The following is a 5,127-nucleotide window of genomic DNA, read 5'->3' on the forward strand; positions in this document are numbered from 1 at the left end:
TTCTTGCCCTCTATCTTGATATAGGGTCCATACTTCTCGACTATTTCCTCAGTTGTCATGCCCACATGGCTGCAGAATAGATAAAGCATACGGTCATAAAAGACAAGGGTCATCTTGGTCTTGATTCCCCTCTTGAACAACTGGTAGGACCTTCCAACCAAGTAACGACTGTAATCGGCCTTCAACCGCTTCTTTGAGCCGTAGATGGAGTTGTTTATATTGGACGGTGCTGTAGACTGCTTTGCAGTTCCTATTTCGCTCTCAGTTTCCGCAGAATCCGCTCTCTGGTGCATTGCATAAAAATTATCGTGTGTTTTCGCTACCATTAACAATATATTATCACCAGAATTCTCTTGTCGCATGCAAGTCAGTGGCAGGGTCCTTGTCTGCGATTCCATCGACCAGGCAGGCATTGACAGCCTAAAGCGCGCCGGGCTTGTCGTGGACTACAAGCCCGAGATAAAGCCGGCCGAGCTGGTGGCAGCTGCCAGGGATTATGACGTGATAATTGTAAGGAGCAGGACCAAGGTCACTAAAGAGGTCATCGACGCCTCCAGCGCCAAGATAATCGCAAGGGTGGGCGTTGGGCTTGACAACGTCGACGTCAAGGCGGCCGAGGCAAAAAAGATCAGGGTGATAAACGCGCCGGAGGCGGCGTCGATTGCCGTCGCCGAGCTGGCTATCGGCCTCATGATAGCGCTTGCAAGGAGCATACCAAGGGCCGATTCTGAAAACAAAAAGGGCAACTGGATAAAAAAAGACCTGATGGGGACGCAGCTGTCAGGCAAATACCTCGGCATAGTGGGCGTCGGCAACATTGGCCGCAACATCGGCAGGATGGCAAAGGCGCTCCGGATGAACCTCATCGGCTATGACACGTACCCGATAAGCCGCGAGTTTGTCAGCGAGACCGGGATGGTGGTCACCGACCTGAACACTCTTTTAGAAAGTTCTGATTTCATCACATGCCACGTGCCGTCCACACCGGAGACAAAGCACATGTTCAACGCCGACCGCTTTGCCCGGATGAAGCCGACCGCGTACCTGGTCAACACTTCAAGGGGCGAGATAATAGACGAAAACGCCCTCTATGAGGCATTGAAGGCAAACAGGCTCGCCGGAGCGGCGCTTGACGTCTTTGAGGTAGAGCCGCCGACAAACAAGCTGCTGGTGGGCCTGCAAAACGTTATTTGCACGCCCCACATCGGCGCGCAGACCAGGGAGGCACAGGAGCTGGCGTCAATAGTAATTGCGGAAAAGGTAATCCAGATGCTCCGGGGCGTCATTTAGGATTAGATTATAAAGGGCGAGGAGTCAGGAGATCGCTATAATGCGCAGCTATATGGCCGAGACTTGGACAAGGATGTGGAAGAACAATTCAGACGAGCTAAAGTCCAAGGCCATAGCCTGGAGGGCAGAGCCGACGATCAACAGGATCGAGAGGCCGAGCAGGCTCGACAGGGCGAGGAGGCTGGGCTACAAGGCCAAGCAGGGCATCACCGTAGTCAGGATCCGCGTCGGCAGGGGCGGCATGCGCAAGCAGAGGCCGGTAGCAGGCAGGAGGCCCAAGCACCTTGGCGTCGTCCACATCAAGCAGGGCATCAGCATGCGCAAAGTAGCAGAGAGGAGGGTCAATGAAAAATACCCCAACATGGAAGTCCTCGGCTCGTACTATGTCCACAAGGACGGCATGTATTACTGGTTTGAGGTAATCATGGCAGACCCGAGCCACCCGGCAATCTCGAAGGACAAAGAGATGCGGGGCAAGATGAAGGCGTTTGCCAAGTAGTTATTTGTAGCCTATCGCAATTTGCGCTGGCCCGGCCAGCGGCCTTTATATTTTTATAAGCCGGCCTTCAGCATCCAAGCGGTTTCTACAATGACATCATTATGCCGGGAGATTATCCAGGGATTTCCGGGCTGACTCCACTATTCTTGCCACCTCTGCCAGGGGCGTATCCTTGTCCATCGTGATGTAGACAAAGCTCTCCCCGCTTGGCACTGTCACAATCTTGACCTTTTGGTTTTCTGTAAACGAGTATTCGGTCCTGCCGATCGAACCTTCAAAGTTCCTCCGCATCTGGCTTCTGGCCGCCTCGATAAAGTATTCGCTCTTTGCCTCTTCCGGCTTGAGCATCGGCACGACGCCCTTGCGGAGCGCGCCGGCGATGGTCCTGCCAAACTTGTTCATGATTCCTGCGTAGCGTATCTTGGGCGAAATCGCAATTATCTGGTTGCACCTTTCCCGGTACTTTTGCGCGTCAGGGTCGGCATGTGGCCTGGACATTGGCTGTATTTTGACTTGCAAGTATATGACTCTATTTGGGCCGGCGCGCCTGCTCTTTTGGGAAGGCAAGGCTCCTGATCCTGCGGTACACTTCGAGGTATTCAGAGCCTTTTGCGGTGGTCCTGTACACTTTTTTGGCCGGCGAGTCCTGTGCCAGAAGGCCGTTTTCGATGAGCATCTTCAGGTACGTCTTCATGTGCGCATACGAAAGCCGCGTGTTGTACATGATGTCAGTAATGTTGTCTCCGCCTTGCGCATTTGACAGGATGTCTGCTATAATGTCCACCCAAGCACGCTTCACGAATTAATTTCCATTAAAGCGGATTTAACCCTTAGGAAGGAAAGTTATGCTGCAGTATAGCCGGCGTTATCAACTGTAACAAAGTTTAGGCGTGAATGAAAAAAGAAAAAGAGGATGTGGAGAACTAGTTCTCCATCATCATTGCGTTCTCTTTGAGAGAAGCCTTGGACTCTACCCACGAACCTGGCGGCTGGTCGTCGGCAGTTGCACCGTTTGTTGCAACGACTGCAAATGCAGCGCCCCTCACGACGTGGTTCATGTTGTGGTCTACGCCCACGTAGATGCCCTCTTCTGGGAAGGTGGCCTCAATCACCGTGGCAGAGCCTGGCGGGATAGTCCACGTCTCGTCCTGCCTGTCTACGTTACCATAGTTGCCTCTGACAGAGCCGTCCCTCACGTCCATCATTCCAGAGATAAAGTGGAACGCGACGTATCCGTTGGGACCTGGGTTGACGAGGTACCATCTTGTCAGTTCGCCCGGCTTGACCTTGAAGAAGTTTGTCAGGTTGCCTGCGTTCATCTCAGCCAAAAGCTCCGGGTTGAGCGGGAGCTGTGTCGAAGCGCCGATTGCCGGCACGTACTTGTGAGCCATGCCGTTGGTCAGCACCAGGTCTGGCTGGTCTGCTGCAAACTTGCCGAGGTCAAAGCTGCCTGCGGTGTCTGTCGAGTTGTCGCCTGCAAAGAGGCCTGCGTCTTCGCCGTTATAGATTTCACCGAATACCACGTAGAACTCTTTTGCCGGCTTCTCCTTCTGTGCGTGCACGACGATGCCGCCGTACATGCCGTTGGCAATGTGCTCCCATACTCCGAGCAGGCCATCAGCGCCGCAGTGGTACAGGAATGCGCCCGCAGTGTTTGCTTGGAGCGTCCATGTCTTTTCCTCTCCCGGACCGACGTTGCCAGAGAGTGCGTTGCTTGGGCCAATGCCCGCGTGGAAGTCGAGGCTGTGTATGACTTCGCCGTCGTTTCTCAGCGTTATTTCAAGTGTGTCGCCCTGGTTCACGGCAATTACCGGACCCGGGATTGTGCCGTTAAAGACCATTGCGTTGTACATCAGTCCACCCGGATGCAGGGCGTTGTCAGGAGCCACTTGGACTGCCTGTTCGCTCGCTATCAGGGTGACATGCCTGTGCGCGCCGGTGTGACTTGCTGCGTCAACTGCTGACAGTGGGTTGCCATTAAAGACCGGGCTAAAAACAAGCCCCACTACCAGAATACCGGCGGCGATACCAGCTATGATCGCCTTGTTCATCGATGACTTTTCTATATAGGATGTATATATCTTTTATAGATAACAATAGTATAGTATATTCATCAATGTCAAGGCAAGAGCAAAAAAGTATGTGCAAACTATGTAAATTTTGCATTTGCCTTTCACGACGGCTGCCGACGCCATTTCTGCAATAAACAAGCTTATTCGCGATTCGGGCAAAAAATGAAGGAGGCCGCGAATCCCAGCGCCGGACGATAAAATCACGAAAAAAAGTGACTTTTACGGCTTGGGCGAGAAAAAGGGAACGTCACTTCATCGTCTTTAGGATGATGACAGTGTTGGTGTCCGATACGCCTTCTATCTTGCGTATGTCGTCGATGCACTTGTTTATCTCGCCTATCGCCGGCGCCGCGATGATGGCCGCGATGTCATACTGGCCGGTTATCTCGTAGATTACCTCGACGCCTGCAAGCTTCATCAGCCTCTGGGAGACTGCCGACGTGTCCGCGGTAGAGCTGACAGAGATGAGCGTGATCGCGCTGGTCTTGTCGCTTGCGCCAAGCTCTATTGTAAAGCGCTTGATGGCGCCCGAGTCCACCAGGTTCTTGACGCGCCTCCTGACAGCAGACTCGGAAAGCCCTATCTCGTTGGCAATGTCCACGAACGCCTTTCTCGAGTCGGCCTGCATTATGCGGATTATCTTTTCGTCTGTCTTGTCTATGTTGCTAACGGACATTTCTCCTCTGTTCCTCCCTTGTCAGTACCGCGTCCATTATTTCAACTGCGCGGGAAACCGTCGCTTCGTCCATGACAAGTGGCGGAAGCAGGCGTATGATGTTCCTTCCCGAGTACAGCATCAGCAACCCGTGGCTGATTCCGTCAAAGAGCACGTCCTTGACCTCAAAGCGCAGCTCGACGCCCAGCATCATGCCGAGGCCCCGCACTTCTCGGATCACCTTGTGCTTTTCCTTCAGTCCCATCAGCTTTTCCTTGAAATATTTGCCTGTCTTGGCGGCGTTGTCGACGAGGCCGTCTGTAGTCAGTGCCTCTATCGTTGCCGAGCCGGCGGCGCAAGCCAGGGGGCTGCCGCCAAAGGTCGACGAGTGCTCGCCCAGCTTTATCGCGTCCATTATCTCCGGCCGAGTCATCACGAGGCCCATCGGCACCCCGCCGGCTATGCCCTTTGCAAGGCAGATGATGTCCGGCGTCGTGTCCCAGTTCTGGCCTGCCCACATCTTGCCCGTCCTCCCGAGGCCTGCCTGTATCTCGTCAAATATCAGCACGAGGCCCCTGCGCGTGCATATCTCGCGGATCTTGGGTATCAAG

8 protein-coding genes are annotated in these 5,127 nt (G+C 53.9%); 2 read left to right on the forward strand and 6 right to left on the reverse strand.

What is annotated here, in order from left to right; all coding sequences use genetic code 11:
• Window positions 1–332, reverse strand: a 332-nt coding sequence (locus tag ACREAY_RS09490; protein WP_431755529.1) for a hypothetical protein, incomplete at its 3' end; no start/stop codon positions are given.
• Between the two features lie 28 nt (window positions 333–360).
• On the opposite strand from ACREAY_RS09490, the gene ACREAY_RS09495 reads away from it, so the two are divergent.
• Together ACREAY_RS09495 and ACREAY_RS09500 are read left to right on the forward strand one after the other, a co-directional pair.
• Window positions 361–1,290 carry a hydroxyacid dehydrogenase gene (locus ACREAY_RS09495; protein ID WP_431755530.1) on the forward strand — a complete coding sequence of 310 codons (930 nt, stop codon included), beginning with the start codon at window positions 361–363 and terminating at the stop codon, window positions 1,288–1,290.
• Between the two features lie 40 nt (window positions 1,291–1,330).
• Window positions 1,331–1,789, forward strand: coding sequence for a 50S ribosomal protein L15e (locus tag ACREAY_RS09500; protein ID WP_431755531.1), 459 nt, complete (start codon window positions 1,331–1,333; stop codon window positions 1,787–1,789).
• Window positions 1,790–1,888: 99 nt separating this feature from the next.
• Here the strand turns inward: ACREAY_RS09500 and ACREAY_RS09505 are convergent, their stop codons facing one another.
• The 5 genes from ACREAY_RS09505 to ACREAY_RS09525 form a co-directional block, all read right to left on the reverse strand.
• On the reverse strand, window positions 1,889–2,287 hold the full coding sequence (locus ACREAY_RS09505; RefSeq protein ID WP_431755532.1) for a DUF6659 family protein: 399 nt from the start codon (window positions 2,285–2,287) through the stop codon (window positions 1,889–1,891).
• 31 nt (window positions 2,288–2,318) lie between these two features.
• A complete protein-coding gene (locus tag ACREAY_RS09510) occupies window positions 2,319–2,588 on the reverse strand; it encodes a winged helix-turn-helix domain-containing protein (RefSeq protein ID WP_431755533.1) in 270 nt (89 codons plus the stop codon).
• A gap of 124 nt (window positions 2,589–2,712) precedes the next feature.
• Window positions 2,713–3,840, reverse strand: coding sequence for a multicopper oxidase domain-containing protein (locus ACREAY_RS09515; protein WP_431755534.1), 1,128 nt, complete (start codon window positions 3,838–3,840; stop codon window positions 2,713–2,715).
• A 268-nt stretch (window positions 3,841–4,108) separates the two neighbouring features.
• Window positions 4,109–4,537 (reverse strand): HTH-type transcriptional regulator LysM, encoded by a 429-nt coding sequence (lysM, locus tag ACREAY_RS09520; protein WP_431755535.1) that lies wholly within the window; start codon window positions 4,535–4,537, stop codon window positions 4,109–4,111.
• The coding region (locus ACREAY_RS09525) for an aspartate aminotransferase family protein (RefSeq protein ID WP_431755536.1) at window positions 4,527–5,127 on the reverse strand (601 nt) is incomplete at its 5' end. The genes lysM and ACREAY_RS09525, both read right to left, overlap by 11 nt.

This window comes from Nitrososphaera sp. (assembly GCF_050748925.1).
In the GTDB taxonomy this organism is placed as follows: Archaea; Thermoproteota; Nitrososphaeria; order Nitrososphaerales; family Nitrososphaeraceae; genus Nitrososphaera.

Coding starts and splice junctions, on each gene's coding strand:
- ACREAY_RS09495 (WP_431755530.1), top strand. CDS start 361: ATGCAAGTCAGTGGCAGGGTCCTTGTCTGCGATTCCATCGACCAGGCA.
- ACREAY_RS09500 (WP_431755531.1), top strand. CDS start 1,331: ATGCGCAGCTATATGGCCGAGACTTGGACAAGGATGTGGAAGAACAAT.
- ACREAY_RS09505 (WP_431755532.1), bottom strand. CDS start 2,287: ATGTCCAGGCCACATGCCGACCCTGACGCGCAAAAGTACCGGGAAAGG.
- ACREAY_RS09515 (WP_431755534.1), bottom strand. CDS start 3,840: ATGAACAAGGCGATCATAGCTGGTATCGCCGCCGGTATTCTGGTAGTG.
- lysM (WP_431755535.1), bottom strand. CDS start 4,537: ATGTCCGTTAGCAACATAGACAAGACAGACGAAAAGATAATCCGCATA.